Genomic DNA, 26,632 nt, shown 5'->3' on the forward strand with positions numbered 1-26,632 from the left:
TGTCTGCTTGCGGCGTTGTGCGCCGCCTGACCCTCGCGATCGCTGCTCTTGGCGCGCTCGCGACCGCCGGTCAGGCCACCCCGATCCTTCTGGTGGAAGCCGACACGGGCAAGGTTCTGGAACAGCAGGAAGCCGGCAAGCCCTGGTATCCCGCCTCCGTCACCAAGCTCATGACAGTGTATGTGGCGCTGAACGCCATGCGCGAAGGGCGCATCACGCCCGATACGCTGATGACGGTTTCCCCTTATGCTGCCTCCATGCAGCCCACCAAGATGGGATTTGCCGCGGGCACGCAGGTGACGCTCGACAATGCGCTGAAGATGCTTCTGGTCAAATCGGCCAACGACATGGCCGTAGTGATCGCGGAAGGCGTCGGCGGCAGCGTGCCCTCGTTCGTTGCCGAGATGAACGACACCGCCGCCCGCCTCGGCATGGCCGGCAGCCATTTCGAGAATCCCAACGGCCTGCCCAATAGCGACCAGTTCACCACCGCGCGCGACCTCGCGGTGCTGGCACGGGCGCTGATCTATCATTTCCCGGAACACGAAATGCTGTTCCGCATCCCGGCCATCAAGATCGGCAAGCGGGTGCTGCGCAATTACAATCGTCTGATCGACCGCTATCCCGGCGCAGACGGCATGAAGACCGGCTTCATCTGCGCCTCAGGCTTCAATCTGGTGGCCACCGCCACGCGCGGCAACAAGCGGCTGATCGCGGTCATCCTCGGCGCACCGTCCGCCGTGGTGCGCACCGAGCAGGCGGCGCTGCTGTTCGAAAAGGGCTTCCAGCCCTCCTGGTCGATCTTCGGCGCCTCCTCGCCCACTCTCGATACGCTCGCTGACACCGGCGGCGCGCCCACCGACATGTCGCCCCAGATCTGCGGCCGCAAGCGCGCGGTTGCGGCGGCCGAGAACGAGGACGACAGCCTGTTCGCCGGATCGGGCGAGGGCGCCAATTCCTACGCCGTCTCCGCGGCGGTCGCTGCCGGCTTCAGCAAGGGCGAGGGCGCGGCTCTGCTGCAGAACCTGCCGCCCTCCATGCCGCCCATCCCGGTATTCGTCGGCCCACGCAGCGCGCCGATCTCCCCGGAATCCGCCATGGCGCCGGATGAAGCCCCGGCTCCGAAGAAGAAAAAGCCGGCGGCCACCGCCAATGCGGATCCGCAGGCCCCCGCCGCCAAGCCCAAGAACGCTGGCGCCAAGGCCGATGCCGCAAATTCGGACGCGGCAGCCGCCAAGCCCGCGGCGAAGCCCAAGCCCCAGGCCAAGGAAGCCAGCACGACCACCGGCACGCCGACACCTGCCAAGAAGCCGGCACCGGCCGGCGCATCCGCCACCGCCGAACCGGCAGCGAAGCCGAAGCCGAAGCCGGCCAAGCCCGCGGCCACCGACGGCGCCGGCGACCCCCTCACCTTCGGCCCGCCGCCCTCCGCGCCCGCCAAGCCGGGCGCCTGACCTTTCGCGGCGCGCTTTGTCCGATCCGCCCAGACCCGGCGGACGGTTCGAACGGCTCGTGATTCTTGCTCTCGCAGCCGCCCGCGTCCCGCATGGCGGTGCGCTTCATGCCCTTGCGGCGGCACGCGGCCTTCCCACCTAAGCGTGCAGGGCATGCCCGGCCCTGGCGTTTTGCCGGATGGCTCCGTCCGTCCCCGCCGCTTGGTCCCGCGCCCGCGCTGCCCTATAGGCACGTATCGGGCGCGGCCGGATCGGATCGGCGCCCGGCGTGAAGCGGCCTGCCGCGTGGATGAAATGACATGACTTCCTTGCCGTCGCTCGATGAGGCCGCACCGGCCCCTTCATCCACCGCTAAGCGCACCGGGCCGCCCGAGCCGATCCCGGTGACCGTCCTCACCGGCTTCCTCGGCGCGGGCAAGACCACATTGCTCAACGCCCTGCTGGCCGATCCCGCCCTCGCCGACACCGCCGTCCTGATCAACGAGTTCGGCGAGATCGGGCTCGACCATCTGTTCGTGCGCGAGGTATCCGAAGGCGTCGTGCTGCTGGCGAGCGGCTGCGTGTGCTGCACCGTGCGCGGCGATCTGGTCTCCGCGCTGGAGGACCTGCTGCGCGGGCGCGACAACAACCGCCTGCCGCCCTTCTCCCGCGTGCTGATCGAAACCACCGGCCTCGCCGATCCCGCCCCCATCCTCTTCACGCTGATGACCCATCCCTATCTGGTGATGCGCTTTCGGCTCGACGGCGTAGTCGCCGTGGTCGACGCGATCAATGGCGATGCGACCCTCGACGCCCAGCCCGAATCGGTGAAGCAGGCGGCCATGGCCGACCGGCTGGTGCTCACCAAGACCGACCTCGTGGAGACCGACGCCCAGCGCGCAGCGCTCGCGGCCCTCAAAGCCCGGCTGCACCGGCTCGCCCCCGCCGCGCCGGTGCTGGACGCCGCGAAGGGAGAGGCCACGGGCGATGCCCTGCTCAAGGCCGGGCTCTATGATCCGAGCCGCAAGAGCCCCGATGTGGCCCGCTGGCTGGCGGAGGAGCGTGTCGCCGCCGCCGCGGAAGAGGCCGGCGCGCCACACGACCCCAACCGCCATGACGAGCGCATCAAGGCGTTCACGCTCGCGACCGATGCCGCCGTCTCCGCTTCGACCCTCGATCTGTTTCTGGAACTGCTGCGCGCCACCTATGGCGCGAACCTGTTGCGGCTGAAGGGCATCGTGAAGCTGGCCGACGATCCGGACGCGCCCATCGTGCTGCACGGCGTGCAGCATGTGATGCACCCGCCCACCCGCCTGCCCGCATGGCCGGATGACGACCACCGCACGCGGCTCGTGATGATCGTGCGCGATCTCGACCCGGCGGTGGTGCGGCGCCTGTTCTCGGCCTTTCTCGGCGTACCGCAGGTGGATACGCCGGACCGCGCCGCGCTCACCGACAATCCCCTTGCTCCCGCCGGCATGCGAGGTGGGCGGTGAGTTCCCTGCCCTCCCCCTCCGAGATCGTCGGCTTCTGGCGCGCGGCCGGTTATGATCGCTGGTTCTCGTCCGATCCCGCCTTCGATGCCGAGGTGCGTGCCCGTCTTCTGCCGGCGCATGAGGATGCGGTCGCCCGTGGCGCGGGTTCGATCATGCTCACGGATTACGAGGACAGCGCCGAAGGCGCGCTCGCCCTCGTGCTGCTGCTGGACCAGGTGCCGCGCAATGCCTTCCGCGGCACGCCGCGCGCCTTCGCCACCGATGCCGCCGCGCGCCAAGTGGCGGACCGCGCCCTAGGACGCGGGTTCGAGCACGCTTTCGAACCGCAGCTGCGCGCCTTCTTCTTCCTGCCGCTGATGCACGCCGAGGATCTCGCCTGCCAGGAGCGCTGCGTGGCGCTCTACGAGAAGCTGGGCCAGACGGAGGAGCTGAAATACGCAGTCCTTCATCGCGACGTGATCGCCCGCTTCGGGCGCTTCCCCCATCGCAATCCCATCCTCGGCCGTCCCATGACGGTGGAGGAAGAGGCCTATCTCGCGTCCGGTGGCTTCAAGGGGTAGCGCGCGCCGCAAGGAAAGCGCCGATGCCTTCCGCCGCCGCGCGGCCCGTGGCGAAGCAGGCCTGGAGCAGATAGCCGCCGGTCGGCGCTTCCCAATCCAGCATTTCCCCGCAGGCGAAGGTGCCCGGAACGGCCCGCAGCATGAAATGGTCGTCGAGCGCATCGAAGGCGATGCCGCCGGCGCTGGAAATCGCCCGCTCCAGCCCGGCGACCGCACGCACCTGGATTGGCGCGGCCTTGATGAGGCGCGCCAGCGCCGCCGGATCGGTGGGCAGAGCGACGCCCGCGGCCTCGCGCAGCAGCCCCACCGCCACCGGCGAGAGCCCCACCGCCTTGCGCAGGCGATTGGAGAGCGATTGTTTCAGCGGCCCCGTCGCCAGCCGGCGCGCGATCAGCGCCTGGTCGAAATCCGGACGCAGGTCGAGCCGCAGATGGGCTTCGCCCTCGGCCGCGAGACGGTCGCGCACCGCGCGGGAGAGCGCATAGACCGCCCCGCCCTCCAGGCCCCGCGCCGTCACCACAGCCTCCCCGCGCACGGGACCCGCGCCGGCGCAGGAGAGGGCGATGCGCTTCAGGGGTTCGCCGGCAAATCGATCGCGGAACGGCGCGGACCACTCGACCTCCAGCCCCATATTGGCCGGCGCGAACGGGGCGATCGCGATGCCGCGCGACGCGAGATGCTGCGTCCAGCCCCCATCGCCCCCGAGCCGGGGCCAGGACGCACCGCCGAGCGCGAGCAGCGTCGCATCGGCGACGATCTCCTTCGGTCCTTCCGACGTCTCGAACATCAGGGCGCCGGTCGAGGACCAGCCGCGCCATTCGTGCCGGGTGTGTAGCTCCACGCCGAGGGTGCCGAGCCGCCGCAGCCATGCCCGGAGCAAGGGCGAGGCCTTGAAGCTGTCGGGAAACACCCGGCCGCTGGAGCCGATGAAGGTGGTTTCGCCGAGTTCGGCCGCGAAGCCACGCACGGCATCGGGCGGAAAGGCGCGGATCGCCCCATCCAACAGCGGCGCGATCTCGCCATAGCGGGAGAGGAAGTGCTCCAGCGGCTCGCTATGGGTGATATTGAGCCCGCCGCGCCCGGCCATGAGGAATTTGCGCGCCGGCGAGGGCATCTTTTCGAACACGCTCACCCGGTGGCCCCGCGCGATCAGGCGATCGGCGGCCATGAGCCCGGCGGGGCCGGCGCCGATTACCGCCACATGGGCCGCAGGCGCGGAGGCTGCGGGACGGGCGATGGGATCGGTGGAAAGTTCAGGGGAAGGGGTCATCACGCGGGTGTAGAGGCCCGGCGGCCTGTGCGGAAGCAAAAGCTTGTCATTACCGCCGCCGCGCTACCCCGCATCGCGAGAAACGCACAGGCCGCAAGGCGTCAGGGCAGGGAAAGGCGCGAGGCGCAGAAAACCCTGTCGCACATGAAAAGCACGGGAGCAGGCCTTGCTCCCGTGCCGTCTTGCGTGCGCTGGCTGCGCTCCGGCGCCGGGCGATCAGCCGGCGGCGGTCGCTTCCAGCACGTCCTCGAAGCTGCGCAGGCCGGTGCGGGGGGCGTTCACCAGCACCGCCATGTTGCCGGGCGCATGCTGGTTCTTCAACATCTTGGTGTGGGCCAGCGGAATGCGATCCCAGGGGAACACTTCCGACATGCAGGGGTCCACGCGACGGTCGATGATGAACTGGTTCGCGGCCGAGGCCTGCTTGAGATGGGCGAAGTGCGAGCCCTGGATGCGCTTCTGGCGCATCCACACATAGCGGGCGTCGAACGTGATGTTGAAGCCGGTTGTGCCGGCGCAGAACACGATCATGCCGCCACGCTTGGCGATCAGGGTCGAGACCGGGAAAGTCTGCTCGCCCGGATGCTCGAACACGATATCCACGTCGCGCTTGCCGGTGATGTCCCAGATCGCCTTGCCGAACTTGCGGGCTTCCTTGGTCCATTCGGTATATTCGGGCGAATTGACCTTGGGCAGCTGCCCCCAGCAATTGAAGTCCTTGCGGTTCAGCACGCCCTTGGCGCCAAGGCCGAGCACGTAGTCCCGCTTGGTCTCGTCCGAAATGACGCCAATGACATGGGCGCCGGACGCCGCGGCGAGCTGGACGCCGAACACGCCGAGGCCGCCCGAGGCGCCCCACACCAGCACATAGTCGCCCGGCTTCACCGTGTGCGGCGGGTGGCCGAACAGCATGCGATAGGCGGTCGCCATGGTGAGCGTGTAGCAGGCGGATTCTTCCCAGGTCAGATGCAGCGGGCGCGGCATGAGCTGGCGCGCCTGCACGCGGCAGAACTGGGCGAAGGAGCCGTCCGGCGTCTCATAGCCCCAGATGCGCTGGGAGGGGGAGAACATCGGATCGCCGCCGTTGCACTCCTCGTCGTCCCCGTCGTCCTGGTTGCAGTGAACCACGACCTCGTCGCCGACCTTCCAGCGCTTCACCTTGGAGCCCACCGCCCAGACGATGCCCGAGGCATCGGAGCCGGCGATGTGGAAGGGCGCTTTATGCACGTCGAAGGGAGAGATGGGCTGCCCGAGCCCGGCCCAGATGCCGTTATAATTGACGCCGGCCGCCATCACGAGCACCAGCACATCGCTCTCGCCGAGGGTCCAGGTGGGGACCACCTCGACCTGGAAGGATTGTTCCGGCGGTCCGTGGCGATCACGGCGGATCGCCCAGGCGTACATATTGGCGGGCACATGGCCCAGGGGCGGGATTTCGCCCAGCTCGTACAGATCCTTCACGGCGGCGCCGCCTGGCGCGCTGGCGACTGCAGTCTGACCCATAGCTCCCGTCCTTCCTTCCTCCGGGGCCGTTTCGGCCGCATTTGTTTCGCGTTGCAGCGTAGCAGAGAAAATTCCGCTGGCGAGCCCCGTTTATGACGCGTCAATGCTTTCCCCGCGCCGGACTGCAACCGCCCGCGGACCGGGCCGCGCGCGGCGCGCCTGCCGTAACTTGCGGGCAAGGTTGCACGGCCCCGTACCCCGGCGCGCCCCAGACTTTCGTCGAGGACTTGACGCAAATCCGCCGTTTCAGCGCCGCGGCGAGAGGGGCGCACTCGACCGGACCGTGGCTTTCAGGCAAAAATCCAAGTCCCGGCGCACGCGCCATTTCCGTTTTCGTTTTGTGAGGATCGCCATGATCGGCCTTATCGGAATGCTCCTCATTGGCGCAATCGCCGGCTGGCTCGCCGGCCAGCTGTATCGCGGCGGTGGGTTCGGCGCGCTCGGCAATGTGGCCGTCGGCATCGTCGGCGCGCTGATCGGTGGTTTCCTGTTCGGGAACGTCTTCATCGTCGGTGGGCTGCTGGGCCAGATCATCTGCGCAACGATCGGCGCCATAATCCTGCTGTTCGTCATCGGCCTCGTGAAGCGCTGACCGCGCTGCGCATGTTTGCACGCCGCATCGCACATTTTCCAATCGACGACGGCCGCGTTGCAGCGCACATTATTGCAATTCTTGGGTGGAGAATGAGGACGTGACAATGACCAGCCGCGATAAACCCTGGTTGTTCCGCACTTATGCGGGTCATTCCACTGCCGCGGACTCCAACCGCCTCTACCGCTCCAATCTGGCCAAGGGCCAGACGGGCCTCTCGGTCGCCTTCGACCTGCCCACCCAGACCGGCTACGACAGCGACCATCCCCTGGCGCGCGGCGAAGTGGGCAAGGTGGGCGTGCCGATCTCCCATCTCGGCGACATGCGGACCCTGTTCCAGGACATTCCGCTCGCCGAGATGAACACCTCCATGACCATCAACGCCTGCGCGCCCTGGCTGCTGGCGCTTTATATCGCGACCGCCGACGAGCAGGGCGCGGATCGCAAGCTGCTGCAAGGCACAACGCAGAACGACATTATCAAGGAATATCTCTCGCGCGGCACCTATGTGTTCCCGCCGGCGCCGTCCATGCGGCTCACCAAGGACGTGATCGTCTTCACGACCGAGCATCTGCCGCGCTGGAACCCCATGAACGTGTGCTCCTACCATTTGCAGGAGGCCGGCGCGACGCCGGTGCAGGAGCTTGCCTTCGCACTCGCCAACGCCATCGCGATCCTGGATACCGTCAAGCGCTCCGGCGAGGCGGAAGGCGCGGTGTTCGGCGAGGTGGTGGGCCGCATCTCCTTCTTCGTGAACGCCGGCATGCGGTTCATTACCGAGATGTGCAAGATGCGGGCGTTCGTGGATCTGTGGGACGAGATCTGCATCAACCGCTACGGCATCACCGACCCGAAGCAGAAGCTGTTCCGCTATGGCGTGCAGGTGAATTCGCTCGGCCTCACCGAGCAGCAGCCCGAGAACAACGTCTATCGCATCCTGCTGGAAATGCTGGCGGTGACGCTCTCAAAGAAGGCCCGCGCGCGCGCCGTGCAATTGCCGGCCTGGAACGAGGCGCTGGGTCTGCCGCGCTCGTTCGACCAGCAATGGTCGCTGCGCATGCAGCAGGTGGTGGCCTACGAAACCGACCTGCTGGACTATGGCGACATCTTCGACGGCTCGACCGAGATCGCCAAGAAGGTCGAGGCGCTGAAGGAAGAGGCGCGGGACGAACTGGCCCGCATCGAGGCCATGGGCGGCGCGGTCGCAGCGGTCGAGAACAGCTACATGAAGCAGGCGCTGGTGGAATCCAACACCCGCCGGCTGGAGAATATCGAGCGCGGCGAGCAGGTGGTGGTCGGCGTCAACCGCTGGACCGAGACCGAGCCTTCGCCCCTCACCACGGGCGAAGGCTCCATCCTCACCGTGCCCGAGCATGTGGAGCCGGAGCAGATCGCCCGCCTCCAGGCCTGGCGCGCGGCGCGCGATCCTGCGGCGGTGGATGCCGCGCTGGCCGGCCTGCGCAGCGCGGCGCAGGAAGGCCGCAACATCATGGAGCCCTCCATCGTCTGCGCGAAGGCCGGCATCACCACCGGGGAATGGGGCGCGTGCCTGCGCGAGGTGTTCGGCGAATATCGCGCGCCCACGGGCGTCGGCCGCGCCGCGCGGATCGACACGAAGGGCCTGGACGAGGTGCGTGCCGGCGTCGAGGCGGTCTCCGCCAAGCTCGGCCGCCGCATCAAGTTCCTGGTGGGCAAGCCGGGGCTCGACGGCCATTCCAACGGCGCCGAGCAGATCGCCGTGCGCGCCCGCGATGCCGGCATGGAAGTGGTCTATGAGGGCATCCGCCTCACCCCGGCGGAAATCGTCAATGCCGCGCTGGAGGAGAGCGTCCATGTCATCGGGCTGTCCATCCTCTCCGGCTCCCACGTGCCGCTGGTGCGCGACGTGATGGACCGCCTGCGCGCCGAGGGGCTGACCGACGTGCCGGTGGTGGTCGGCGGCATCATTCCGATGGAAGACGAAATCCAGCTCAAGGCATTCGGCGTGGCAGCTGTCTATACGCCGAAGAATTTCGAGCTGAACCGCATCATGGCGGACATTGTCGCGATCGTGGATCGCGAGGCGCAGAAGGCGGCCTGAGCTTCGCTCCTCTCGCGCAGACTTCTAGGCACGCAAACAAAAAGAGCGCCGATCTGCATCGGCGCTCTTTTCTTTTGGCTGGTCGCCCCGGCTATTTGCCGAAATCGAGCACGGGGGGCGGCGGGTCGCCGATATTGGGCGAGATGCTGTCGAACTGCTGCTGGATCTGGTTCTGGTCCAGCGAAACACCGCCCGATTTGTAGTGCGTGACCATCTGCGGGAACAGGATCACCAGCGCCACCATCACAAGCTGGATGCACACGAAGGGCACCGCGCCCCAATAGATCTGCCCGGTGGTCACCGGCTCCATGCGCCGCCCCGTCACGCGGTCGAGATACGGCACCTTGGGCGCCACCGAGCGCAGGAAGAACAGGGCGAAGCCGAAGGGTGGATGCATGAACGAGGTCTGCATGTTCACCGCCAGGATGACGCCGAACCAGATCAGATCAATGCCCAGCTTGTCGGCTGCCGGCCCGAGCAGCGGGATGATGATGAAGGCCAGCTCGAAATAATCGAGGAAGAAGGCCAGCACGAACACCAGCAGGTTCACCACGATCAGGAAGCCGGTCTGGCCGCCGGGGAGCGAGGTGAGCAACTCTTCCACCCAATGATGCCCGTCCACCCCGTAGAAGGTGAGCGAGAACACGCGCGCGCCGAGCAGGATGAACAGCACGAAGGCCGAGAGCTTGGCGGTGGAATAGGTGGCCTGCCGCAGCAGGTCGAACTTCAGCCGCCCGCGCGCGGACGCCAGCAGGATGGCGCCCACCGAGCCCATGGCGCCGCCTTCGGTCGGCGTCGCGACGCCGATGAAGATGGTGCCCAGCACCAGGAAGATCAGCGCCAGCGGCGGCACCATGACGAACACGACCTGCTCGGCGAGCTTGGACAGCAGGCCGAGCTTGAACACCCGGTTGATGACCGCGACCACGAAGGCGAGTCCCACCGTCATGGACATGGTGAGCACGACATAATCGGCGCCGAACTTCACGCTGCCCTGCTGCATCACATAGATGGAGGCGCCGATCGCGATGGCGAGGGCGATGAACAGCGAGGGCGTTAGCAGCTTGGCGGTGCCGCTCATCACGAAATAAAGCAGCACGAACGAGACCACGCCCCACACCGCGAGGTTCGCGACGCCGGGAATCAAGCCGGCGGTCAGCCCCGGCAGCGAGCCGGTGGTGATGAGTACCGCGAAGCCCGCCGCGGCGATCGCCCCGAGGATGCGCGACGGCATCATCTTCTGCTGCGGATCGCGCAGGTTCTGCGCTTCCAGCGGCAGGCCAGGGGTCGCCGTCGGGAAGAAGGTCGAGACGAGGAAGATGTAAAGCGCATAAAGGCAGGAGAGGATCAGACCCGGCAGGAAAGCGCCGGTGTACATATCGCCCACCGAGCGGTTGAGCTGGTCCGCCATCACGATCAGCACCAGCGAGGGCGGGATGATCTGCGCGAGCGTGCCCGACGCCGCGATGACGCCAGAAGCGACGCGCCGGTCATAGCCGTAGCGCAGCATGATCGGCAGCGAGATCAGACCCATGGAAATCACGGAGGCCGCGACCACGCCGGTGGTGGCCGCCAGCAGCGCGCCGACGAAGATCACCGCATAGGCAAGGCCGCCCCGGATCGAGCCGAACACCTGCCCGATGGTGTCGAGCAGGTCCTCCGCCATGCCGGAGCGTTCGAGAACCAGCCCCATGAAGGTGAAGAACGGGACCGCGAGCAGCACCTCATTGTTCATGGTGCCGTAGACGCGCTCCGGCAGGGCCTGGAGGAAATCCGGGCGGAACAGGCCGAGCTCGATGCCGATGAGGCCGAAGATGAGGCCGTTCGCGGCCAGCGCGAAGGCCACGGGATAGCCGAGCAACAGGAACAGCACGAGGGCGCCGAACATGATCGGCGCCATGTTGTGGGTGAACCAGCCGCGCAGGCCGGGTTCGGCGGCGAACGCGAAATCGCTGGAAACGCCGAGCAGGACCAGGGCGCAGGCGAGCACGAGGCCGACCTTGAGGGTGCGGGACGCGGACATTCTTCTGTTCTCCCGCTCAGGCCTTGGGGGTCGTGTCGAGGGGAATGTCCACCCGCTCGGCGTCCGCCAGCAGGCGCTCCGCCTCGGCGGCGAGAGCGAGGTGACCGCCCACATTCTCGTTGGGGTCCTCGATCCGCCCGGTGATGATGGCGACGCGCTTGATGAGTTCGGAGATCGCCTGGAGCAGCAGGAAGAAGAAGCCGATGGGCACCAGCGCCTTCGCCGGCCATTGGGGCAAGCCGCCGGCATTCAGGGATTGCTCGTTGATGTTGAAGGAATTGAGCGCGAACGGAATCGAAGTCACCAGCAGCACGATGGCGAACGGCATCAGGAAGAACAGGTGCCCGAAAATATCGATGCCGTCGCGGGTGCGCTTGGGCAGGCGCGAGCTGACGATGTCGATGCGGATGTGCTCGTTGTCGATCAGCGTCCACGACGCGCAGAGCAGGAACACCGCCGCGAACAGCACCCATTGCAATTCCAGCCAGGAATTGGAGCTGAGATCGAAGACCTTACGGATGATGGCATTCAGCGCCGACACCAGCACGGCCACCAGGATCAGCCATGCCACGGCCTTGCCGATGCGGATGTTCACGGCATCGATCGCCCGGCTGAGCGCGAGCAGAATGTTCATCTGGGACGGTCCCCGCATTTCCACTTGAGGCGATCTGGTTTCCACGTCGCCATTGGGCGGGCACCATAAGGGAGCCCTAAATGCATTCAAGCCTCAACTATCGTCTAAGCGTCACAATGCCTGGGAGGCGTGGGCTTTCAACAGGATGAACGGGAGCATGAGGATGTGGGGATGCGTTTTGCACGCGCACGTTTGCATCGGTGCAATGGCGCGGGGCCGTTTGAAGGCATAGATGTGGGGAAATCGATCCATCCCGCGCGAGCGTTTCCGCGGGTCCGCGCCGCAGACGGCGCAGGAGTTGTCCCCATGTCCGTTTCTGATCTCACCCCCGCCGCAACGTCCGAGGCCGGGCTTTCCGCCGCGCTGCGCCTGGGCGCGGTCCATCTGCGCACCCGCGCGCCGGAAGTGCTCGCGACTTTCTATGAGCAGGTGGTCGGCCTCACCCGCCTCGCGACGCAGGATCCCCGCATCGTGCTGGGCGCCGGCGACACGCCAATCATCGTGCTGGAAGAGGCGCCCGATGCCGTGGCTCCGCCTGCCCGCGCGCCGGGCCTGTTTCACACCGCCATTCGCGTGCCGGACCGGGCGAGCCTCGCGGTGCGGATGAACGTGCTGCGGGCGCGCGGCATCCCCTTCGCCGCCTCGGATCATCTTGTGAGCGAGGCGCTCTATCTCGACGATCCCGACGGCAACGGCATCGAAATCTATCGCGACCGCCCGAAAGCCGATTGGTTCAAGCCCGACGGCACGCTTGAGATGGCCACGCTACGCCTCGACCTGCGCAGCCTTGCCGCCGAAAGCGCGCAGCTCGGCCCAGCGCCCGCCGGCACGGACGTGGGGCATGTCCACCTCAAGGTGAGCGACCTTGCCGCCGCGCACCGCTATTGGGTGGAACTCGCCGGGTTCGAGGTGATGGCGCGCTATCCGGGCGCCCTGTTCGTGAGCGCCGGCAAATACCACCACCATCTCGGGCTCAACGTGTGGCACTCCCAGGAGGCCGCCCCGCCGCCGGCGAATGCCAGCGGGCTGGCCTGGTTCGAGATCGTCCTTCCGCCGGCCGAGATCGCGGCACTCAAGGCGCGCTTTGCGGCCGCCGCCCAACCGCTGTCCGAAAGCGAGGGGGCGGTACTGCTGGTGGACCCATCCGGCAATCACGCGCGGGTAACGGCCGGCGCGGAAGCCTGAGTTTTCCTTGTTTCTGAACCCGATAGGCAGATGGCTTCGGGCATCTGTCACGGATTTGGGCTAGCATCGGACGTTGAATCGTCGGCGGCGCGCGAAGCCGCCGACTTCACTGGCCTTGGGGGGCTGCGTCCATGATGACCCTGCCGTTTTTCGGTTTCTTCGTAGCGTTCGCGCTGGTTCTCGCGGGCCAGCGCGTTCCGTCCATGGTGATATGGGCGCTGTCGCTGCTGGCGATGCTGACCCTGTTCAAGATGCACGCCACCGATCCGCTCAATCTCGTGCTGTGAGGGGAATGCCGTGACACCCTCTTTCTCCCGCACGCTCAACGCCCTCGGGCTGCTCGCCGTCACCATCGTCCTGGCGGCGGCGTTCTTCGACCAGATCGTCTTCCACGACCTGCCCTGCCCGCTCTGCCTGCTGCAGCGCGCCGGCTTCGTGGGCGCCGGCATCGGCCTTGCGCTGAACGTGCAGTTCGGCCCCAGGCCCAGCCATTATGCGATCATGATTCTCTCGGCCTTCGCCGGTGGCCTGGTCTCGGTGCGGCAGACGCTGCTGCACATCATTCCCGGCGAGGGCACCTATGGCGATGCCTTCTTCGGCATCCATTTCTATGCCTGGGCGGCGGTGGTGTTCGGCCTCATCGCACTGGGCGGGACCATTCTCCTGCTGTTCGACCGCCAGTTCGCGCCGCAGGCGGTGCCGGGCCGCCCCACCCGCCTGGCCCTCATCGCGGTCGCGCTCGCGGCCGCGATGGCCCTGGCGAACGGGATTTCGACCACGCTGGAATGCGGCGGCGGCATGTGCGCCGACAATCCTACCTCCTACCAATTGCTCGATCAGATGCGCGGAAAATAAGCGACGGCTTGGCCGTGCGGCGCACTCATCACCGTTTCTGATGGGTGGCTGCATCAAAATTCTCTTTTCCTGGCGTGTGAAATGCCTGAAAAGGCGGCACGCCAGGAAGTCCCATGCCCCTTTCGCCTCTCCGCCGGCTCGGCCACCGCATCAATAACGCGCCCTATCTGCTGCTCTCCATCACCGCCCTGCTCTGGGCGTGCAACATGGTGCTGGGTCGTTTCGTGGCCGGCCAGATTCCGCCCATTTCGCTCGCCTGCCTGCGCTGGGCGGGGGCGACGCTGATTCTGCTGCCCTTCTCCTACAAGCAGGTGATCGCCGACTGGCCGATCGTGCGGCGCCATTGGGTGATCCTGCTGCTGCTCTCGGCGTGCGGCATCGCCTGCTACAACGCCATGAGCTATTACGGGCTCCAGTACACGCAGGCCCTTAACGGCTTGCTCGTGCAGTCCGCCTCGCCGCTGCTGATCGCGCTGTGGAGCCTGCTTCTGTTCCGCGACCGGCTCTCGAAGGGCCAGATCGCCGGCATCATCATCTCGCTGCTGGGCGTAGTGGTGATCGTCAGCCGCGGCGATATCGACGTGCTGTTGCACCTCAAGCCCAATGCGGGCGATATCTGGATTATCACGGCGCTGCTGATCTATGCCTTCTACGCGGCGAACCTGCGGGTGCGCCCGCCCATGCGTTCGCTGTCGTTTCTCACCGTCATCATGGGCATGGGCGCGGTGCTGCTCATCCCGTTCGCGCTGTGGGAAATCGCCCAGGGCCACATCCTGCACTTCAACCGCACGACGCTGTCGGTGCTGGCCTTCGTGATGACCGCGCCGTCGCTGCTCGCCTATATGGCGTTCAATCGCGGTGTCGAACTGGTGGGCGCCAATCGCGCGGCGCCCTTCTTCCATCTCATGCCGGTCTTCGGCTCGGCGCTGGCGATCCTGGTGCTGGGCGAGCGATTGGAATGGTTTCACGGCGTCGGCTATGCGCTGGTGATCGCCGGCATCGCCACCGCCACCCGCGCCCGCGCTGCCGCCCCGGCCTGACGCTCGAATAAGCCAGATAATGAAAAGCCGCCGGATGCGCTCCGGCGGCTTTCTTTCTCAGCATCCGCGATTGGCGCGCGCCTCAGAAGGCGAGGCCCTTGGCGTGCTTCACCTGCGGAAGCGCTTCCACCTTGGCGATCACGTCGGCCGGCAGCGCGCCGTCCACTTCCACGAGCGCGATGGCGTCCCCGCCCTGGCGGTCGCGGCCCAGCGCGAAGGTGGCGATGTTCACGCCTGCGTCGCCCAGCAGGCTGGCGAAGCGGCCGATGAAGCCGGGCTTGTCCTCGTTGGTGACGTACAGCATGGAGGGCGCGAACTCCGCGTCCACCTTGATGCCCTTGATGTTGACGATGCGCGGGCGGCCATCGGCGAACACCGTGCCCGCCACCGACCGCTCGAACGTGTCGGTGATGACGGTCAAGGTGATCAGGCTGTCATAGTCGCTCTCGGCGGCTCGGGTGGTCTCTTCGATCACGATCCCGCGCTCCTTGGCGACGCTCGGGGCGGAGACCACATTGATGTCGGCCAGCACCGGGCGCAGCAGGCCGGCAACCGCCGCACTGGTCAGCGCCTTCACCTTCAGCTCGGCAACCGCGCCCTCATACGTGATGCGCACGGTCTTGATGTCGGTGTCGGTGAGCTGGCCGGCGAACGAGCCCAGCTTTTCCGCCAGCTCGATGAAGGGCTTCAGCTTGGGGGCTTCCTCGGCGGTGATGGAGGGGAAGTTCACCGCGTTCGAGATGGCGCCCGACAGCAGATAATCGCTCATCTGCTCGGCGACCTGCAGGGCGACATTCTCCTGCGCCTCGGTGGTGGCAGCTCCCAAGTGCGGGGTGCAGATCACATTGGGGTGGCCGAACAGCGGGTTGGTTTCGGCGGGCTCGACCGTGAACACGTCGAAGGCCGCGCCGGCCACATGCTTGCTGTCGAGGGCGGCGCGCAGCGCCACCTCGTCCACCAGGCCGCCGCGCGCGCAATTGATGATGCGCACGCCCTTCTTGGTCTTGGCGAGGTTTTCCGCCGAGAGGATGTTCCTGGTCTTCTCAGTGAGCGGCGTGTGAAGCGTGATGACATCGGCGCGGGCGAGCAGGTCGTCCAGCTCCACTTTCTCGACGCCGAGGTCCTTGGCGCGCTCGGCGGAGAGGAAGGGATCGAACGCGATGACCTTCATCTTCAGGCCGACGCCGCGCTCGGCGACGATGGAGCCGATATTGCCGCAGCCGATAATGCCCAGCGTCTTGGCGGTGAGCTCGACGCCCATGAAGCGGTTCTTCTCCCATTTGCCGGCCTGGGTGGAGGCATCGGCGGCAGGGATTTCGCGGGCGAGCGCGAACATCATGGCGATGGCATGCTCGGCGGTGGTGATGGAATTGCCGAACGGCGTATTCATCACGATCACGCCCTTGGCGGTCGCGGCCGGAATATCGACATTGTCGACGCCGATGCCGGCGCGGCCGATCACCTTGAGGCGGGTCGCCTTTTCCAGGATCTTCGGCGTCACCTTGGTGGCGGACCGAATGGCGAGACCGTCGTAATTGCCGATGACTTCGGCGAGCTTGTCCTTGTCCTTGCCGAGGTCGGGCTGGAAATCAACATCGATGCCGCGATCCTTGAAGATCTGCACGGCGGCGTCGGACAGCTTGTCCGAAATGAGAACGCGAGGGGCCATGGTATGGGCTCCGAAATGAGGATGCCTGAGATCGTTCCGCAGCACGCGAGGGCGCAGATTGACCATTCGGGCCCTCTCCCGCTGGCGGGGGAGGGTTGGGAGGGGGAATGCCGTAGAGCGGGCTTGCGCTGATCTCGCCGGAGAGCGGGGTGTTCCCCCTCCCCGGCCCTCCCCGCAAGCGGGAGAGGATATTTTCAGCGGTCGCGCGTCGGGCTCACGCCGCCTTGGCGAGCGAGCCCTTGGCGACGTTGAACGCCCAGTCCAGCCAATGGGTCAGAGCTTCCACGTCGGAGGCCTGCACCGTGGCGCCGCACCAGATGCGCAGGCCCGGAGGGGCGTCGCGATAGGCGCCGATGTCGTAGGCGATGCCGCCCTTTTCCAGGCCCGCGGACAGCGCCTTGGCGAAGGCCGCCTGCGCATCGGCGGGAAGGCCGGCAACGTCCGGATCCACCACCTTGAGGCACACGCTGGTGTTGGAGCGGGTCACCGGGTCCTTCGCCAGGAAATCCACCCAAGCCGTGCGGTGCACCCATTGGGCGATGGCTTCGAAATTGCGGTTCGACCGCTCCTTCAGGCCCGGCAGGCCGCCGACCGACTTCGCCCATTCGAGCGCGTCGATATAGTCTTCCACGCACAGCATGGAGGGGGTGTTGATGGTCTCGCCCTCGAAGATGCCTTCGATCAGCTTTCCGCCCTTGGTCATGCGGAAGATCTTCGGCAGCGGCCAGGCGGGCTTGTAGGTTTCAAGCCGCTCCACCGCACGGGGCGAGAGGATGAGCATGCCGTGCGCGGCTTCCCCGCCCAGCACCTTCTGCCAGGAGAAGGTCACCACATCGAGCTTGGAGAAATCCAGCGATTGGGCGAACGCCGCGGAGGTGGCGTCGCAGATGGTCAGGCCTTCGCGGTCGGCGGGAATCCAGTCCGCATCCGGCACCATGACGCCCGAGGTGGTGCCGTTCCAGGTGAACACCACATCATGGCTGAAATCCACCGCCTTGAGGTCCGGCAGTTCGCCATAGGGGGCGGTCATGATGCGCGCGTCGGCGAGCTTGAGCTGCTTGACGACGTCCGTCACCCAGCCTTCGCCGAAGCTTTCCCAGGCGAGCATGTCCACCGGGCGGGCGCCCAGCATGGACCACAGGACCATTTCGACCGCGCCGGTGTCGGAGGCGGGCACGATGCCGATGCGATAATCGGCCGGCACCTCGAGCACGTCGCGGGTGAGATCGATCGCCTGCTTGAGCTTGGTCTTGCCGATCTTGGCGCGGTGCGAGCGGCCGAGCGGCGCGTCGCGCAGCGCGTCCAGCGTCCAGCCGGGACGCTTGGCACAAGGACCGGACGAAAAATTAGGGTTCTCCGGGCGGGTCGCCGGAGCGTCAGTCGTCGTCATGATGGCCATCCTTTCAGATGGGCGCTCCTCGTTGGGGAGGAGTGTCCCGCCGCGGGCAATAGGCCCTTCCGTCGCGCAAGGCAAGAGGAGGCGCGCTCACGAAATCTTGGGACTTATGTCAGGCTTGCTTCCCTGATTGCCCATCGCGCCGCGAATACATGCGCTCTTACCTCCCGCGCCCGGGAAAACTCACACGAAAACCCGCGCCCGAAGTGGGGCGCGGGTGCGTGGCCTGGGTGCGGGGCCTGGGCGCGCTGGCCTGAGTTCAGTGCTTCAGGTCTTCGGGAACCTTCCCGCCGTTCTCCGCCAGTTTCGTCATGACCTGCTTGTGCAGCCAGATGTTCATGGTGGCGGAATCGCCAGTATCGCCGGAATAGTTCAGCTCATGGGCCAGTTCCTTGCGCGCGGTGAGCGAGGAATCGAGATCCAGAAGCTTCATCAGATCGACGATGGAATGGCGCCAATCGAGCTTCTCGCTGTTCTTGGCGGCGAGGCCGCTCAGCACGGCTTCCACATCCACGGCCGAAGCCTGCGGCGCGGCGGGAGTGGCACCGGGCACGGGAGGTGCCGCGCCGCCCGAGGTTCCACCGGGCGATGGCGCATTGGCCGGCGCGACGGTCCCGGCCTGGGCGCCGTGACCGAAAATGGCCGACACGATCTTTCCGAAAATGCTCATGTGCTGCTCCTGCGTCATCCGCAGAGAGAACGCCCCCGCTGCGGAATGGTTCAAACCCGGCTCATCGGTCGCACAACGTGAACAACCTGGGGGAAGACCGATGAACGGCGCATGACATTCCCGGGTGTCGCGGCGTGAATGCGACCAAGACTCATTCGCCGGCGCGCACCGCCGCTTTGTCCCCGGCGCCGGCCACATCGATCAAGGCCGGCAGCCCGAGCAGATCGGCGAACCGCTCGCGCGTCGCCACCGGAATGTTGCGGCGGAAATGATCGCGGTCGAAATACAAGAACTGCCCGTCGAAGCGGGCCATGCACCCCATGCGGTCGCACATCTTGTCCGCCGGCACGGCCACCACGACATCCTCCCGCACGCCGCGCAGGGTGCGGAACATCGCGTTCACGTCGGTCTGGTCGGGGCCGAACTCGGCGGAGGTGAGGCGCCCCACCTCGCGCCGGCAGGTCGCGCGCATCAGCGAACCGTCATGGGCAGCGACGCAGGGCAACGGATCGCTCGCCCAATGGGGAATGTCGGCGAACAGAACGATCCTGCGGCCCGGCGACGCGAGGCGCGGCATCAGATCGAGGAAGGCTTCCCGCATCAGGCGCAGCCCCTCGTCATGGCTCGTCTCGTCCCCTTCCTTGCGATAGACCGCATCCGGCATGAAGCCCCAGGCGGAGGCGAGGATCACCAGGTTGATCTGCGGATTCGCCTTCAGCATGGCGAGGGTGGCGCGATAAGTGCGCTCGCATTCGGGCGGCAGGCCCACCGGTTTGCGGCGCAGCCCGTCCTCGGAGAAGATCGCGGGGCAGATGCGCAGCAGCGCGACCGCCGTATCGGTCTTGCGCCCGGCCACGTCCAGCAGATGCATGAGATGCTCCGCATGGCTGTCGCCCCAGATCACGCCGCGCGTTTTCGCGCTCGCCCAATCGGCGCCGGCCACGCACACGCTTGGGCCGCCGTCCAGCGAGACGTGCTGCGGACACTCCCACCCCCACATGCGGGTGAGCGAGCCCAATTCCTCCAGCTGCGTGGAGACGCGGCCGGAAATGCCGTCGGCCAGATAGATGCCGAAGCTGAGCGCGGCCATCAGCAGGCCAGCGGCGCTGCCCGCCAGCACCACGGCGCGCGGACGAAACCGGCGCACGCGGAACGGCTGCTCGACGAACCGCCAGGAAAGCCACGCCAGCAGCACGGACGCCGCGAGGGCCGCGAGCGCTTCCCCCGTGCTCAGCGGGTCGCCGTTCTTATATTGGCGCGCGAACACGATGACCGGCCAGTGCCAGAGATAGAGCGAATAGGAGATGCGGCCGATGAAGGGCAGCGGCCGGAGCGCGAGCAGCCGCGCGCCGAGGGTGGGCGCCGGGGTCGGCATGAGAAGCAGTGCCGCGCCGAGCACCGGCGACAAGGCGTTGAGGCCGGGAAACGGGCTCGCGGGGGTGAGCAGCAAGGCCGGCGCGACGATGAGGCCGAGGCCCGCCAGCTTCAACCCCTGCGACAGCACGGCCGGCAGCCGCGCCAGACGATCGCGCGCCAGCACCAGCGCGCCGCCCAGTGCCAGTTCCCAGGCGCGGCCGAGGGGCAGGTAAAACGCGCTTTTCGCCCCTTCCGCCACCTTCTGCACGGCGAGCGCGAAGCTGAGGCCCACCACCAGCGCGACCACCAGCGGCAACAGGCGCGGCCAGCGCCGCGCGCCGCGATAGGCGCCATAAAGCACCAGCGGCCAGGCGAGGTAGAATTGCTCCTCCACCGCCAGCGACCAGGTGTGGAGCAGCGGCATGGCCTCGGCGGCGCCGTCGAAATAGCCGGTGTTGCGGAAGAAGAAGAAATTGGAGATGCCGAGCGCCGCGAAAGCCGCGCTGCGCCCGAGCACCGCATAGGCACCCGGCGTGAGGATGAGGAAGCCCGCGCCCAGCGTCGCGGCGATCACCACCAGCAAGGCCGGCAGAATGCGGCGCACCCGCCGATCGTAGAAATCCAGCAGCGAAAACGACCCGGCGCGCATCGCCTGGAGCAGATTGTCCGTGATCAGGTAGCCGGAGATGACGAAAAACACGTCAACGCCAATAAATCCGCCCGGAAGAAACGAAAAACCGGCGTGAAACACAAGGACAAGGGAAACCGCGATCGCCCTTATGCCGTCGATATCGGCCCTATACTGAATCATGAAGGGCAACCCGCGGAACGCCGAGGGGGTCTTTTATCCCCCGCGCGCCCGCCGCACAATAGCGGCACCTCCCCTCGCGCGGCCGCATCCCATGGGCTGTAACGGGATGCCGTGCCGCTCTTGACTTAAGGCGACCGGGGCATCGGCCGGCGCATCGCCCCCGGCTTTTAAATCCCGAAACGCTCGCTCACGTCGCCAGTCTCAACGGCGCGTTTTTCGGCCCGCCCCGGCGGGCGGAACGCGCCTGCCGCACGCGGCGCGGAGGAGGGATGCAACCGCGCCGGCTGCGTCAGTTGTAAAACGCCGATGCACAACTAAAAATAGTTGCTCTTCCCGCAAAATACCCTCTAAAGTTGCAAACACCGCAACAAGAACATTTCGCCGGAGGCGCCGATGAGCGATTATTATCTGGGTGAAATCCGCATTTTCCCCTACGGCCAAATCCCGACCGGATGGGCCAAGTGCGAAGGCCAGGTGCTGCAGGTGCAGCAGTACCAGGCGCTGTTCACGCTGCTGAGCAACCGGTTCGGCGGTGACGGCCGCACCACCTTCGCCCTGCCGGACCTGCGCGGCCGGGTGCCCGTGCATGTTAACGCCCAGTCCCAGGCGGACCGTATCACCATCCTGCTCAACCAGACCTTGGGGACTGAAACTGTCACGCTCACGCTCAGCGAGCTGCCGATGCACACCCATCTCTATTGCGTCTCCACGCAGCAGGGCACGGTGAGCGCACCGAACAACGCGGTGTTCGCCAAGGTCTCCCAGGTCGATCCAGCCCTGCCCGAGGCCAATTATTACGGCCCGGCGACGCAGCTCACCCCCGTGAAGGCCGATACGATTCGCGCCGCGGGCGGCGGCGGCCCCCACGTGAACATTCAGCCCTCGCTCGCGCTCAATCTCTGCATCGCGACCGCGGGTCTGTATCCCCCGCACAACTGACCCGCCGTGATGTGTTCTTCAATGAAGGGATAGAAGCATGGCTGAATATTATATCGGCGAGATCCGCATGTTCGCCGGCATCAACCCGCCCGGTGGCTGGCATTTCTGCGATGGGACGACACTTCCGATCGGCGGAAACGAGGCGCTCTATGCCCTGCTCGGCACACTCTATGGCGGGGACGGCAGGACCAATTTCGCGCTGCCCAAACTGAGCGGCCGCGTCCCGCTCGGCACGGGCCACGCGCCAAACCTCGCCACTTATGCGCTGGCGCAGACCGTCGGCAGCGAAACCGTGACGCTCACGCAGGCGGCGATGCCGAGCCACAACCACCCGCTGCAAGCCAGCACCGGGCCGGGAACAAGCCGCTCGCCGGCCACTGACATGACCTTCGCGACCATTCCGTCCCCCTTCGTGGCCTATACCAACCCGCCGGCGGGCGGCACGACCACCGATGACGATTTCGCCACCGTCGCGATTTCCGTCACCGGCAACAGCGCGCCGCATTCCAATCTCATGCCGAGCCTCGGCATCAATTACATCATCGCTTTGCGCGGGATCTTTCCGTCGAACTAAAAACACTCAAAGCTTCGTCGAAAATTCGAGATCGGGAGCGACGACATGGACGGATATATTGGTGAAGTCCGCATTTTTGCAACAAGCTTCGTGCCGCAGAACTGGATGGCCTGCGATGGTCAATTGCTGCAGGTGCACGCGTACCAGGCGCTGTTCACTGTCATCGGCAACGCTTATGGCGGCGATGGGAGGAACGATTTCCGCCTTCCGGATCTGCGCGGCAGCGCCGCCGTCTGCACCGGCGTATCCCCCGGCGCCAGCCAGGTCTTTCAGCGTGGCACGCGGGCGGGCACGCCCATTGTCACGCTCAACGAGACGCAGATGCCGGCCCACAATCACCTGACGCACCGGGTGAACGTGTCCGGCAGCATCACCAACAAGACCGCAGGGCCGAGCAGCACCAGCTATCCCGCCGCCGTCACATTGCCGACGACCAGCGGCAGCACCAATTGGCCCGCGCTGCAGACGCCCGCCAATCCCGACACCACGCTCGACTTCGGCACCATTTCTCGGGTCGGCGGCGGCACGGCCCATGGCAATGTGCAGCCGGTGCTTTCCTTCATCTTCTGCATCTGCAACGACGGCGAGTATCCGGTTCCGGACTGAGCCGGCGTGCCTCCCGTGACCGCCGTCACATTCTCTCCGCCGCCCGGCGTGCAGCAGCGGGCCGTGCGTGCGGAAGACCGGGGCTTCCTGGAAGACCTGTTCATCGACACCCGGCGCGACACGCTGGCCGCCGCCGGCTGGCCGGAGGCGCAATTGCGCGCGTTCCTCGCCGATCAGTACCGGCTTCAGCAGCACCATTACGCGACCCACTATCCGGGCGCCGTGCGGCTTATCATCGAACGGGAAGCGCGTCCCGTCGGCCTGCTGCATCTGCACGCCGGCGCCCACGACCTGCGCGTGGTGGACATCGCGCTGGAACCGCGCAGCCGCAATTCCGGGCTCGGCGCGGCGCTGCTGCGCGCAATCTGCGCGCAGGCGGCGGACGCGGGCTGCACGGTGAGCCTGCATGTGGCCATCGGCAACCCGGCCTCCCGGCTCTACCAGCGGCTCGGATTTCAAGCGGTCGATCCCGGCGACGGCGTCTATCAGAAGATGGTCTGGCGGGCCGAGCCCTGAGCACGCGCGACGCGCAAAGGTGCGTGGGGCCGCGCGACAAATAATCGAAGGAAGAAGACCGCCGCACAAAGGCCGGCCTTACCTTGGAACACCACTATCCGCCGATGTCTGGGGATGAGATGGTGGGCGCACTAGGGCTCGAACCTAGGACCCGCTGATTAAGAGTCAGCTGCTCTACCAACTGAGCTATGCGCCCCGCCGCGAAGACGTGTCCTCGTCGGGAGGTGGTCGTGTAGCAGAGCTGTTTTGTCCTGTCCAGCGCGACCTGTGGAAAACGCCGCCCTTTTTCGGGCGGCGTTTTTCTCATTCCTTGAAGGCTTCCTCGCGGGTCTTCTGCACCGAGGGCAGCAGCACCACCACCAGCGCGGCGGCCGCCAGGAACAGCAGGATGGCGGAGATCGGGCGGGTGACGAACACGGTCGCGTCGCCGCGCGAAATCAACATGGCGCGGCGCAGGTATTCTTCCAGCATGGGCCCGATGACGAAGCCCAGCAGCAGCGGCGCCGGCTCGCAATCCAGCTTCACCAGCACGTAGCCCAGCACCCCGAACATGGCCATGGTGTAGACGTCGAACGTGTTGTTGTTCACGCTGTAGACGCCGATGCAGCAGAAGGCGACGATGGCCGGAAACAGGATGTGGTACGGCACGGTGAGCAGCCGCACCCAGATGCCGATCAGCGGCAGGTTCAGCAGCACCAGCATGAAATTGCCGATCCACATGGAGGCGATGACGCCCCAGAACAGATCCGGCTTTTCCGTCACCACGTTCGGCCCCGGCGTGATGCCCTGGATGATCAGCGCGCCGATCATCAGCGCCATGACCGGGTTCGAGGGAATGCCGAGGGTCAGCATGGGGATGAAGGAGGTCTGCGCGCCGGCATTGTTGGCGCTTTCAGGGCCCGCCACGCCCTCGATGGCGCCCTTGCCGAAGCGGCCGGGGGTTTTGGAGATCTTCTTCTCCACCGAATAGGAGGCGAAGGACGAGAGCATGGCGCCGCCGCCCGGCAGGATGCCCAGGAACGACCCGAGGATGGTGCCGCGAATCACCGGCGCGATGATCGCCTTGAACTCGTCCTTGGTCAGCATCAGGCTCTTCACCTTGGCGGCGACGAGGCTGCGCTGGGATTCGTCCTCCAGATTGCGGATGATCTCGCCGAGCCCGAACATGCCCATGGCCAGCGCCACGAAATCGAACCCGTCGGCGAGATCCGGCACGTTGAAGTCAAAGCGCGGCACGCCGGTGTAGATGTCCTGTCCGGCGAGGCCCAGCAGCAGGCCAAGCACGATCATCGCCAACGCCTTCACCACCGAGCCGGATGCGAGCGTGACCGAGGCAACGAGGCCGAGCACCATCAGCGAGAAATATTCCGGCGGGCCGAACTTCAGGGCCAGCTCGGCGAGCGGCGGGGCGAACACCGCGAGCAGGAAGGTGGCGACCGTGCCGGCGAAGAAGGAGCCGAGCGCGGCGGTGGCGAGCGCCGCCCCCGCCCGGCCCTGGCGCGCCATCTGGTGGCCGTCGATGGCTGTCACCACCGAGGAGGATTCCCCCGGCAGATTAATGAGGATCGCGGTGGTCGAGCCGCCGTACTGCGCACCGTAATAGATGCCGGCGAGCATGATGAGGGCGGAGACCGGTGGCAGGCCGAATGTGATCGGCAGCAGCATGGCGATGGTGGCGATCGGGCCGAGGCCCGGCAGCACGCCGATCAGCGTGCCCAGCAGCACGCCGACGAAGCAATAGAACAGGTTCTGAAACGAGAGCGCGACGGAAAAGCCGAGGCCGAGATTGTCGATGAGTTCCACGGCGCGCTCCTCAATAGCCGCCCAGCCAAGGGCCGAGCAGGGACAAAGGAAGGCCGAGGCCGAGGATGAACACCGCCCAGCAGAACACCACCATCACCACCGTGATGGCGAGCGCCGTCGTGAGGCGAAACTTATGGCTCGCCATGGCCGAGAGAAACACGGTGATGGCGAGCGTGGGCAGGAAGCCGAGCGGATGGATGGCGGCGCCGAAGAACACCGTGCACAGTGTCAGCAGGATCAAGCCGCGCCAGGCGATGGAGGTGGTGCGATCGCCGTCGAAGCGCAGGCCGTTGATCAGCACGATCAGGCCGAACACGCCCAGCAGCACGGAGAGCAGGAGCGGGAAATAGCCCGGCCCCATGCGCACGGCGGTGCCCATGGCCAATTGCTGCGTCTGCAAGCCGAAGACCACCGCAATCACGATGAACAACAGGCCGGACAATACGTCCTTCGGACTGCGGATGAATCCCATCGACCCCATCCCCCCTATTTATTGACGGTCGCCCCACCCGGCGGCGCCGCGGCATTCATCTGTCATGAGGGCGACGTCCGGCGGGCCACCGCCCCCCGGACGTCCTTTTCCTGCGGCATCGGCACGCGCGCCGCGCGGCCCGTGGGCGATCAGTCGGCGTAGACGCCGGCGGCCTCGATCACCGGCTTCCACTTGGCGACTTCGGACGCGAGGAACTGCTTGTGGAACGCCGGGCTGCGGCGATCCTTGGGCTCCGGCTCGGTGCCGAGATCGGCGAAGCGGGCAATCACCTTGGGATCGTCCAGCGCCACGTTGAGCGCGGCGTTGAGCTTGTCCACGATCTCCTTCGGCGTGCCCTTCGGCACATAGACGCCGTGCCACACGGCCACTTCGAAGTCCTTCAGCCCGCTCTCCTGCATGGTGGGCAGGTCGGGCAGCGACTTCACCCGGTCCTTGGTGGTCACGGCATAGGCCTTCACCTTGCCGCCCTTGATCTGGCCAGTGGTGTTGGTGGTCTGGTCGCACAGGAGATCGATCTGGCCGCCGACCAGATCGTTCATGGCCGGGCCCGTGCCCTGGTAGGGAACGGTGGTCATCTGGGTGCCGATGGCCGACATGAAGAGCATGCCGCACAGGTGCGAGGCCGCGCCCACGCCGGCGTTGCCGTAGGTGACGCGATCCTTGTTCTTCTTCACATAGTCGATCACGTCGGTGATCGTCTTCGGCTCGAAGCCGGGCTTGGCGATCAGCGTCATGGGCACGGCGGTGACGAGGCCGACATCCTCGAAATCAGTCAGCACGTTGTAGGGCAGCTTGCGATACAGCGAGGCCGAGGTCGCCTGGCCGATATGGTGCAGCAGCACCGTGTAGCCGTCCGGATTGGCCTTCGCCACCTGCCCGGCGCCGCGCGTGCCGCCCGCGCCGCCCACGTTCTCGACGATGATCTGCTGGCCCAGCGTCTTCGACATGGATTCTGCGACGAGACGCGCGACCGTATCGGTGGGTCCGCCGGCGGAGAAGGGCACGACCATGGTGATGGGGCGGCTGGGATACGCCGGCTGCGCGCCGGCCGGGCTCACGGCCAGGCCAAGGACGGCGGCTGCGGCCACGAGTGCGTGCTTCATTCGCATAGGGTCCTCCATGAAAGCG

Annotated in this window: 24 protein-coding genes and 1 tRNA gene; 13 read left to right on the plus strand and 12 right to left on the minus strand. The window is 66.5% G+C overall.

From position 1 onward, the window contains the following. The first annotated feature begins 17 nt into the window (after positions 1-17). From V5F68_RS14725 to V5F68_RS14735, 3 genes are all read left to right on the plus strand, one after another. Positions 18-1,454, plus strand: a complete 1,437-nt coding sequence (locus V5F68_RS14725) for a D-alanyl-D-alanine carboxypeptidase family protein (RefSeq protein WP_394013273.1) — start codon at positions 18-20, stop codon at positions 1,452-1,454. A 299-nt stretch (positions 1,455-1,753) separates the two neighbouring features. Then, complete coding sequence (locus V5F68_RS14730) at positions 1,754-2,929, plus strand: CobW family GTP-binding protein (RefSeq protein WP_394013275.1); 1,176 nt, start codon at positions 1,754-1,756, stop codon at positions 2,927-2,929. Further along, positions 2,926-3,489 carry a DUF924 family protein gene (locus tag V5F68_RS14735; RefSeq protein ID WP_394013276.1) on the plus strand — a complete coding sequence of 188 codons (564 nt, stop codon included), beginning with the start codon at positions 2,926-2,928 and terminating at the stop codon, positions 3,487-3,489. Before V5F68_RS14730 ends, V5F68_RS14735 begins: the two co-directional genes overlap by 4 nt. Here V5F68_RS14735 and V5F68_RS14740 read toward each other — a convergent pair. Further along, positions 3,479-4,657, minus strand: a complete 1,179-nt coding sequence (locus V5F68_RS14740) for a TIGR03862 family flavoprotein (protein ID WP_509274713.1) — start codon at positions 4,655-4,657, stop codon at positions 3,479-3,481. The two genes, V5F68_RS14735 and V5F68_RS14740, sit on opposite strands and share 11 nt — an antisense overlap. 318 nt (positions 4,658-4,975) lie before the next feature. Then, entirely contained in the window at positions 4,976-6,262 is a 1,287-nt protein-coding gene (gene ccrA, locus V5F68_RS14745; RefSeq protein ID WP_394013278.1) for a crotonyl-CoA carboxylase/reductase, read from the minus strand. 352 nt (positions 6,263-6,614) lie between these two features. On the opposite strand from ccrA, the gene V5F68_RS14750 reads away from it, so the two are divergent. After that, complete coding sequence (locus V5F68_RS14750; RefSeq protein ID WP_394013279.1) at positions 6,615-6,854, plus strand: GlsB/YeaQ/YmgE family stress response membrane protein; 240 nt, start codon at positions 6,615-6,617, stop codon at positions 6,852-6,854. 106 nt (positions 6,855-6,960) lie between these two features. Then, positions 6,961-8,934: a methylmalonyl-CoA mutase family protein gene (locus V5F68_RS14755; protein ID WP_394013280.1), complete on the plus strand. Its 1,974-nt coding sequence runs from the start codon at positions 6,961-6,963 to the stop codon at positions 8,932-8,934. Positions 8,935-9,025: 91 nt separating this feature from the next. Here the strand turns inward: V5F68_RS14755 and V5F68_RS14760 are convergent, their stop codons facing one another. Both V5F68_RS14760 and V5F68_RS14765 read right to left on the minus strand, forming a co-directional pair. Next, on the minus strand, positions 9,026-10,834 hold the full coding sequence (locus tag V5F68_RS14760; RefSeq protein WP_394013486.1) for a TRAP transporter large permease: 1,809 nt from the start codon (positions 10,832-10,834) through the stop codon (positions 9,026-9,028). 139 nt (positions 10,835-10,973) lie between these two features. After that, positions 10,974-11,591, minus strand: coding sequence for a TRAP transporter small permease subunit (locus tag V5F68_RS14765; protein ID WP_394013281.1), 618 nt, complete (start codon positions 11,589-11,591; stop codon positions 10,974-10,976). 306 nt (positions 11,592-11,897) lie between these two features. On the opposite strand from V5F68_RS14765, the gene V5F68_RS14770 reads away from it, so the two are divergent. The 4 genes from V5F68_RS14770 to V5F68_RS14785 all read left to right on the plus strand — a co-directional run bounded on the left by V5F68_RS14770 (position 11,898) and on the right by V5F68_RS14785 (position 14,671). Continuing rightward, positions 11,898-12,776 (plus strand): VOC family protein, encoded by an 879-nt coding sequence (locus V5F68_RS14770; RefSeq protein ID WP_394013282.1) that lies wholly within the window; start codon positions 11,898-11,900, stop codon positions 12,774-12,776. Positions 12,777-12,907: 131 nt separating this feature from the next. Next, positions 12,908-13,063: a DUF5993 family protein gene (locus tag V5F68_RS14775; protein ID WP_394013283.1), complete on the plus strand. Its 156-nt coding sequence runs from the start codon at positions 12,908-12,910 to the stop codon at positions 13,061-13,063. Between the two features lie 10 nt (positions 13,064-13,073). Further along, positions 13,074-13,631 (plus strand): disulfide bond formation protein B, encoded by a 558-nt coding sequence (locus V5F68_RS14780; RefSeq protein ID WP_394013284.1) that lies wholly within the window; start codon positions 13,074-13,076, stop codon positions 13,629-13,631. 113 nt (positions 13,632-13,744) lie between these two features. Further along, positions 13,745-14,671: a DMT family transporter gene (locus V5F68_RS14785; protein ID WP_394013285.1), complete on the plus strand. Its 927-nt coding sequence runs from the start codon at positions 13,745-13,747 to the stop codon at positions 14,669-14,671. 82 nt (positions 14,672-14,753) lie between these two features. Here the strand turns inward: V5F68_RS14785 and serA are convergent, their stop codons facing one another. From serA to V5F68_RS14805, 4 genes are all read right to left on the minus strand, one after another. Next, positions 14,754-16,340 (minus strand): phosphoglycerate dehydrogenase, encoded by a 1,587-nt coding sequence (gene serA, locus V5F68_RS14790; protein WP_394013286.1) that lies wholly within the window; start codon positions 16,338-16,340, stop codon positions 14,754-14,756. Positions 16,341-16,554: 214 nt separating this feature from the next. After that, positions 16,555-17,730 carry a phosphoserine transaminase gene (locus tag V5F68_RS14795; RefSeq protein ID WP_394013288.1) on the minus strand — a complete coding sequence of 392 codons (1,176 nt, stop codon included), beginning with the start codon at positions 17,728-17,730 and terminating at the stop codon, positions 16,555-16,557. A 265-nt stretch (positions 17,731-17,995) separates the two neighbouring features. Then, a complete protein-coding gene (locus V5F68_RS14800; RefSeq protein WP_394013289.1) occupies positions 17,996-18,406 on the minus strand; it encodes a DUF3597 domain-containing protein in 411 nt (136 codons plus the stop codon). Positions 18,407-18,557: 151 nt separating this feature from the next. Further along, positions 18,558-20,573 carry an acyltransferase family protein gene (locus V5F68_RS14805; protein ID WP_394013290.1) on the minus strand — a complete coding sequence of 672 codons (2,016 nt, stop codon included), beginning with the start codon at positions 20,571-20,573 and terminating at the stop codon, positions 18,558-18,560. A 393-nt stretch (positions 20,574-20,966) separates the two neighbouring features. On the opposite strand from V5F68_RS14805, the gene V5F68_RS14810 reads away from it, so the two are divergent. From V5F68_RS14810 to V5F68_RS14825, 4 genes are read left to right on the plus strand one after another with little or no spacing between them, the layout of a single operon-like run. Then, positions 20,967-21,512 carry a phage tail protein gene (locus V5F68_RS14810; protein WP_394013291.1) on the plus strand — a complete coding sequence of 182 codons (546 nt, stop codon included), beginning with the start codon at positions 20,967-20,969 and terminating at the stop codon, positions 21,510-21,512. Between the two features lie 37 nt (positions 21,513-21,549). Beyond that, a complete protein-coding gene (locus V5F68_RS14815; RefSeq protein WP_394013292.1) occupies positions 21,550-22,086 on the plus strand; it encodes a phage tail protein in 537 nt (178 codons plus the stop codon). Positions 22,087-22,131: 45 nt separating this feature from the next. Next, positions 22,132-22,692 (plus strand): phage tail protein, encoded by a 561-nt coding sequence (locus V5F68_RS14820; RefSeq protein ID WP_394013293.1) that lies wholly within the window; start codon positions 22,132-22,134, stop codon positions 22,690-22,692. A 15-nt stretch (positions 22,693-22,707) separates the two neighbouring features. Beyond that, positions 22,708-23,208: a GNAT family N-acetyltransferase gene (locus V5F68_RS14825; RefSeq protein WP_394013294.1), complete on the plus strand. Its 501-nt coding sequence runs from the start codon at positions 22,708-22,710 to the stop codon at positions 23,206-23,208. A gap of 120 nt (positions 23,209-23,328) precedes the next feature. Here V5F68_RS14825 and V5F68_RS14830 read toward each other — a convergent pair. The 4 genes from V5F68_RS14830 to V5F68_RS14845 all read right to left on the minus strand — a co-directional run bounded on the left by V5F68_RS14830 (position 23,329) and on the right by V5F68_RS14845 (position 26,613). Beyond that, positions 23,329-23,404: transfer RNA gene (locus tag V5F68_RS14830), tRNA-Lys, on the minus strand. A gap of 107 nt (positions 23,405-23,511) precedes the next feature. Further along, complete coding sequence (locus V5F68_RS14835) at positions 23,512-25,011, minus strand: tripartite tricarboxylate transporter permease (RefSeq protein WP_394013296.1); 1,500 nt, start codon at positions 25,009-25,011, stop codon at positions 23,512-23,514. A 10-nt stretch (positions 25,012-25,021) separates the two neighbouring features. Then, complete coding sequence (locus V5F68_RS14840; RefSeq protein ID WP_394013297.1) at positions 25,022-25,483, minus strand: tripartite tricarboxylate transporter TctB family protein; 462 nt, start codon at positions 25,481-25,483, stop codon at positions 25,022-25,024. Positions 25,484-25,632: 149 nt separating this feature from the next. Further along, on the minus strand, positions 25,633-26,613 hold the full coding sequence (locus V5F68_RS14845) for a tripartite tricarboxylate transporter substrate binding protein BugD (protein ID WP_394013298.1): 981 nt from the start codon (positions 26,611-26,613) through the stop codon (positions 25,633-25,635). Positions 26,614-26,632: the final 19 nt, after the last annotated feature.

Origin of the sequence: Roseixanthobacter pseudopolyaromaticivorans (genome assembly GCF_043195145.2) — a bacterium.
Taxonomy (GTDB): Bacteria; Pseudomonadota; Alphaproteobacteria; order Rhizobiales; family Xanthobacteraceae; genus NCEH01.

Excerpts from the sequence above, each read along its gene's own strand:
- V5F68_RS14730 (WP_394013275.1), top strand. The coding sequence starts at position 1,754 with ATGACTTCCTTGCCGTCGCTCGATGAGGCCGCACCGGCCCCTTCATCC.
- V5F68_RS14740 (WP_509274713.1), bottom strand. The coding sequence starts at position 4,657 with ATGGCCGCCGATCGCCTGATCGCGCGGGGCCACCGGGTGAGCGTGTTC.
- ccrA (WP_394013278.1), bottom strand. The coding sequence starts at position 6,262 with ATGGGTCAGACTGCAGTCGCCAGCGCGCCAGGCGGCGCCGCCGTGAAG.
- V5F68_RS14750 (WP_394013279.1), top strand. The coding sequence starts at position 6,615 with ATGATCGGCCTTATCGGAATGCTCCTCATTGGCGCAATCGCCGGCTGG.
- V5F68_RS14755 (WP_394013280.1), top strand. The coding sequence starts at position 6,961 with ATGACCAGCCGCGATAAACCCTGGTTGTTCCGCACTTATGCGGGTCAT.
- V5F68_RS14760 (WP_394013486.1), bottom strand. The coding sequence starts at position 10,834 with ATGGCGCCGATCATGTTCGGCGCCCTCGTGCTGTTCCTGTTGCTCGGC.
- V5F68_RS14765 (WP_394013281.1), bottom strand. The coding sequence starts at position 11,591 with ATGAACATTCTGCTCGCGCTCAGCCGGGCGATCGATGCCGTGAACATC.
- V5F68_RS14770 (WP_394013282.1), top strand. The coding sequence starts at position 11,898 with ATGTCCGTTTCTGATCTCACCCCCGCCGCAACGTCCGAGGCCGGGCTT.
- V5F68_RS14775 (WP_394013283.1), top strand. The coding sequence starts at position 12,908 with ATGATGACCCTGCCGTTTTTCGGTTTCTTCGTAGCGTTCGCGCTGGTT.
- V5F68_RS14785 (WP_394013285.1), top strand. The coding sequence starts at position 13,745 with ATGCCCCTTTCGCCTCTCCGCCGGCTCGGCCACCGCATCAATAACGCG.
- serA (WP_394013286.1), bottom strand. The coding sequence starts at position 16,340 with ATGGCCCCTCGCGTTCTCATTTCGGACAAGCTGTCCGACGCCGCCGTG.
- V5F68_RS14795 (WP_394013288.1), bottom strand. The coding sequence starts at position 17,730 with ATGACGACGACTGACGCTCCGGCGACCCGCCCGGAGAACCCTAATTTT.
- V5F68_RS14800 (WP_394013289.1), bottom strand. The coding sequence starts at position 18,406 with ATGAGCATTTTCGGAAAGATCGTGTCGGCCATTTTCGGTCACGGCGCC.
- V5F68_RS14805 (WP_394013290.1), bottom strand. The coding sequence starts at position 20,573 with ATGATTCAGTATAGGGCCGATATCGACGGCATAAGGGCGATCGCGGTT.
- V5F68_RS14810 (WP_394013291.1), top strand. The coding sequence starts at position 20,967 with ATGAGCGATTATTATCTGGGTGAAATCCGCATTTTCCCCTACGGCCAA.
- V5F68_RS14815 (WP_394013292.1), top strand. The coding sequence starts at position 21,550 with ATGGCTGAATATTATATCGGCGAGATCCGCATGTTCGCCGGCATCAAC.
- V5F68_RS14820 (WP_394013293.1), top strand. The coding sequence starts at position 22,132 with ATGGACGGATATATTGGTGAAGTCCGCATTTTTGCAACAAGCTTCGTG.
- V5F68_RS14840 (WP_394013297.1), bottom strand. The coding sequence starts at position 25,483 with ATGGGATTCATCCGCAGTCCGAAGGACGTATTGTCCGGCCTGTTGTTC.
- V5F68_RS14845 (WP_394013298.1), bottom strand. The coding sequence starts at position 26,613 with ATGCGAATGAAGCACGCACTCGTGGCCGCAGCCGCCGTCCTTGGCCTG.